This window comes from Bacteroidota bacterium, assembly GCA_039111535.1.
In the GTDB taxonomy this organism is placed as follows: Bacteria; Bacteroidota; Rhodothermia; order Rhodothermales; family JAHQVL01; genus JBCCIM01.
Genome location: JBCCIM010000298.1, coordinates 1 through 5,097 on the forward strand (window position 1 = coordinate 1; position 5,097 = coordinate 5,097).

Below are 5,097 nucleotides of genomic sequence, written 5' to 3' on the forward strand. Positions count from 1 at the left end.
GCTGGTTTAAAGAGAGGCCGCTTAAAGGGCCACGCTTCTTCCTCTAGCTGTCGGGCTTCGTCGGCATGCGACATCGGAGCACCTCGGCCTTCGAGCCATGTCTCTTTTGTAAGCTCGTGTAGCATGCCATATTTTTCTACATACACGTAATATTTTTCATCCCCACTGGCAAAGAGTTGAGTTTGCAACAATGAGGAGTACAAGTTCTCAGAAAGCAACGTCCAGTCATCTGAGAACTGCATTTGTACGCCAAAACGCGCATCAATCTGCAATGGCTGGGCAACAACTTGGCATACACACAGCATACTGCATGCTAACACAAGCACAAATCGCATCATAACAAACCTGCAAATCGGAGCGGGAGATGTGGTTTTATTGAACTTTCAACACACCTCGCATCGTGAGACCATGGCCCGGGAAAGTGCATACAAACGGGTATTCTCCGGGTGTTGTAGGGGCCTCAAAATATATGGTCTGTTCCGTTTCGGGTTCCAGTAAGCTCACATAATGCAGCACCGTTTCTGCTTCAGGCACGTAGTTCATTTCCTGCCCGCGAATGCCCAGATTCATTGCAGCCTCAACAATGTTATCTACGGCACCGGGTGTTGTTATTACCAGGTTGTGCAGCATGTCGTCGTCGTTATTGAATCGGAAGGCAACTTTACTGCCAGCTGTAACGGTAAACGACGGCGTATCGAACAGCAGACCGGGCAGCGTTGCAACGGTTAGCGTATGATCAGCTTCGCCTCCCCATGATGCCGGCATGGTTGTCACATTCCGTGGCGATGCGACAGCAGCAGGCGCATTCGCTGAAGTCTCAGGAACGGCAATGCCATTGCCTTCAGGGATATTGTTCAGGGTGTAAAACGCAAAGTCGTGCAGCAAGGGCGTACCATCGGCTGCCTGTAAGTCGCCAAGCTTGAACTCATGGATGTAGCCGGCGCGTAACCCATCAACCACGAGGCTCACGGTAAGCCCGTCCTCAGATATTTGCACATCTTGTATCGCCGGCTCTTCGATATTGATGGCCGGACTGCCGTAAGTATTGTGATACTTATACGTAAAGCTGGTCAGTTTGAACATCTCAGCCACCGCTGCACTCGCTTTTTCGACGGGCTTTGTAAAGACCACATCAAAACCGTTTGACTTGGCGTGGATCTCTTTCATTTCAAAAGGCATATTGCCTGTCCAGACGAGCCGCTCGAGGGCATAAGGCGCCTTGCCTGTCGCATCCCAGCCCCTGCTTGTCTGACCGATGAACAGCGAGTTGTCTTTGCCCCAGGCCGCGCGAAGAATGCCAGAAGCAAAGCCTTCATAAAATGGGAAGTTAGCGCCTTGATACACGCCATTTACTTTTTCAAGGTACACGCGCATCAACTTGCTGTGCCCCTGGTCGCCAACCAGCAATTGGCCGGCAAATGGCCCGAAGTCGCCGGCAGTATTGTCTTCAATAATGGCAGATGTAGAGATTCCCATAATGGTATGGGGAAACCACACCGTTGGCAGCTTCAATTCAGGTACAGCCTCTTTCGCTTTAAACATCGGCTCACCCGTGTTTGGGATGTCCTCTACAGCAAGCTGGATAGGCGAGTTGGGTTCATCAGCCCATGCGAGTCCTGCCGGGTGTCCAAGAAAATCACCGGCTTCGATGTGCGTCATCCAGCCAGAGCCGATCCAGTCCCCCTGGTTTTCGCCATAGAAAATGTCGCCAGCATCCGTGATGCCTATGCCGGCTGGCGACCGGAAGCCAACAGCCATGGGCTTTACTTCGCCGTCAGGCGTAATTTCGAGCGCCCAACCACGCCACTTAACGCGGCTGTCTCCATGCCCAACCCAACCCAGATTCAGCGATACAAAGAAGTTACCATTGGGCAATGCAAGCGGGCCGTAAGAATACTCGTGGTAGTTACCCGTCAAAGGCCATGCATAGACCGTTTCAAAGACATCTGCTTCCTCATCGCCATCTTCATCAATCATGCGCGTCAATTCACCGCGCTGCGTAGCATAGAGCGCATCATCTTTCACCAACAAGCCGAGTGGTTCATGCAAGCCTGCTGCAAATCGGTGGTAGCCCGGCTGCGGATTGGCCTGGTAAGCACCATCAACAATCCATACCTCTCCCCTGCGGGTGGCCACAACGGGCCGGCCATCCTCCATCATATCAAGTCCGCCTATCTCTAGCGGCACATTGTCTGGAATCGGCAGCGTTATCAACTGATAGTAGTAGCCTTCCTGATCCGGGGCAAAACCAGCCGGATCGCCGTAGTCTTTTGGTGGTGTACATGAAGCGCACAACAGCAAAACAACAATAACCAGGCTCCAGTTCTTATACATAATGCATCCTCTTAAATTTTTCCGGTGCCTGCTGGGTTACCAGACCAGGTTATAGGTGAGCGTTGAGCTGCCGTTTTCAAGCGATACGGGGACCGCAAGTGCTGTGCGGCCGTCTCGATCCAGCAGTGACACTTCCGTCTCAGGGTCCATTTCCAGGTAGATGCGTTGTCCGTCAAGGGCATAGCGACCATTGCCGAGCGCCTTCACGGAATCGCTCTCCGCCAGGACACACCATACCTTTTGTCCGCCGGCTTCTCCTTCCAGTGAGAGCGTTCTTTCAAGGAATTTTTGCTCAGCATCGGGCACAATGGCATCTTTTACCGCGATGCCTCCAGCAGTGTACTCAAAAGCCGGCTGCCCGTCATCGTCCAGTCGGTAGCGCTCAAAGTTAAAGTCAGCAACTTCCAAATCACCAGGGTTGCCCATGTAGATGACAGGATTGCCGGCGCGCTCAATCAAGCTTCCCAATGCAACCGCGCTCTGCATATTGCCGCGCTGGTACCACATGGTTGACGTATCAATAAAGGACCCTTTCCAAAGATGCAGCAAACTGCCATTGCCCATATCGTAGGCATAATGCAATCCTCCCGGGAAGCCAACAGAAATGGCATGGGTCCGTTTTTCCTCGCCATGGACAACAAAATTTCGCTGTACAATCGGCTGTTGTGAAACTTCAACCTGATAGGCAGAAAATGCATCGTCAGGCACTGAACCAGATGCTGTAAGTTGCGTGCGCAAGACCCCCGGGCCACTCACATACCACCCAAGTGCAGTAGGTACGTTGTGCCAGAGCCCCTTTGCATACGTCAGCGCAAAATTATGCTGGCCGCGGCGCAACCGAACGGTCGCTGTGCGGCGGGGAAACTCACCAACGCGAGAAATATCTTCACCCGTCTGGTCGTTCAACAAGGCCTCACCATCAACTTCCAGGGCAAACCGGGCCGAGTGCACAACCTCAAAGGTATAGTCTCCCGTTCGAGGCACAGCAATATTGCCTTCAAACCGAAGCGCAAAAAGCTTGGTGGTATCAGCTTTCTCTGAGGAGACTACATCTGTTACTTCAGATTTCACCAAACTCAATTCATCCAGCGCCGGCATCTGGTGCGGAAATTCTCCGCGGTAATAGTTGTAAACCAGATTTGAGAGCTCAACAGGGGCGGTATCAAACATACGATAGCGGATGTTTCTAAAAGCAACCGGCCCATGGTCCCCCTGGATCATGAGGGGTGCAGCAGCAAGTTCGGTGCTTTCGTCTGCAGCCGCACGTGTTGGCCCGGTCACGGGCACATCTTCGTGCAGCACAATACCATTCAAGGTCACACGGACAAAACGTGCATCGCGTACTTTGTTACCCTTTGCATCAAAGCGGGGCGCCTGAAACACAATGTTCAGGTGCTGCCAAAGTCCGGGTGCACGCGCCACATTCACGGGTGGTGCATGCCCTTCGTATCCCCGCTCACCTTCTGGCCGTGATTCATCCCATCGCTGGTAAATACCGCCAATATCGCTTTGCTGTGGTTCTTTTATGCCCCAACTATCCAGTAGCTGAATTTCATAGCGGCTCTGGAAATAGATACCCGAGTTAGAGCCTGGCGGCATCATTACTTCAAGGTCCAACTCAAGATCAGCATGATCCCATGCGGTAAACAGGTGGCCCCTGGCATCTTCTGTTTGTGCATTTATCAGTACGCCGGTGCCAGCTTCGTAGGCAAAGCTCCAGCGGGTCATTCGATCCGAAGTGGCACTGCCGGCTACCTGCCAATTTGGTGTTGTGGGTTTGAATGCTGCCAGATCATTCAGGGTGAGTGATTGAAAAGGCGTTGCTTCTTCCTGGGCATACAGCACCGTGCTGCATAGACCCATGACAAACAGCAACAGCATCAAGCGTCGTTGCATGTACTTATCCTCCGGGGTACTAAATAGGTGGGTGGTGCAGCTTTTCAGTGTTAAAAGTCTGTGTCTGCTATTTCCAGGTCCAGCTCTTTAATCCAGATATTTCGATAGCGAACATCGTGTCCTTCAGCCTGCAGTTTCAATCCACCTGGTGTATCTGTCACGCCATATCCTTTGTTATCTCCCCCGTTTAATCCTGAAAACGGACCGCCCCAAACTTTGGCAATCGGGATGTTGGCGTGGACTTTTTCACCATTGAAGTAAATGGTCACAAGCGCATTTACCACACGCTGGTCTTTGTCAAAACGCGCAGCACGAAAAACAATGTCATAGGCGTTCCACTGCCCGGTACCATTGTATGGTGCGTAAGAAGCGGCCTTCTCATTGATCACAGCGGCCATGCCATGATCGGTAGAGTCTCCATCGAGCACCTGGATTTCATATCTATTCTGGAGATAAACGCCGCTATTCCCCCCTTCTTGGGTAGCCAGGAATTCGATGTGCAGGCGAAAGTCGCGGAATTTCTTTTTTGTGACGATGTCTGCCGCACCATAGAGTCCGCCGGCAGCTGAAGGATCCATCGATGACATAGCTGTTCCATCATCCACTGGGTCGTTGACAATTTCCCACTTGATTGGCATTTCAGCTTTAAACCGAGGGCCTTCCCAGTAGACCCAATTTTTATGTAGCATCTCAGCGCTACCATCGAACAACATTTCAGCATCAGCAGGTGCAGTGGCGCCAACGCCAATCTGCGCCAACGCAGGGCCGGCTGTACATACTACAACAAGTAAAAGGGCTACAGCTTTAGGCACAGGGAATCGTTTCATGGTTCTACTAACTGGTGTTAAAGAATGGGTATAAAAAAGC

General features: G+C 51.9%; 4 protein-coding genes. All 4 read right to left on the reverse strand.

The features are described 5' to 3' along the window. Positions 1 to 305: hypothetical protein (locus AAF564_25815; GenBank protein MEM8488989.1), on the reverse strand; the 305-nt coding region annotated here is incomplete at its 3' end. 67 nt (positions 306 to 372) lie between these two features. Next, the gene (locus tag AAF564_25820; protein MEM8488990.1) at positions 373 to 2,334 is read right to left on the reverse strand and encodes a plastocyanin/azurin family copper-binding protein; all 1,962 of its coding nucleotides are present in this window, start codon (positions 2,332 to 2,334) and stop codon (positions 373 to 375) included. 36 nt (positions 2,335 to 2,370) lie between these two features. Next, the gene (locus AAF564_25825) at positions 2,371 to 4,230 is read right to left on the reverse strand and encodes a family 16 glycoside hydrolase (GenBank protein ID MEM8488991.1); all 1,860 of its coding nucleotides are present in this window, start codon (positions 4,228 to 4,230) and stop codon (positions 2,371 to 2,373) included. Between the two features lie 50 nt (positions 4,231 to 4,280). Continuing rightward, entirely contained in the window at positions 4,281 to 5,057 is a 777-nt protein-coding gene (locus AAF564_25830) for a DUF1080 domain-containing protein (GenBank protein MEM8488992.1), read from the reverse strand. Positions 5,058 to 5,097: the final 40 nt, after the last annotated feature.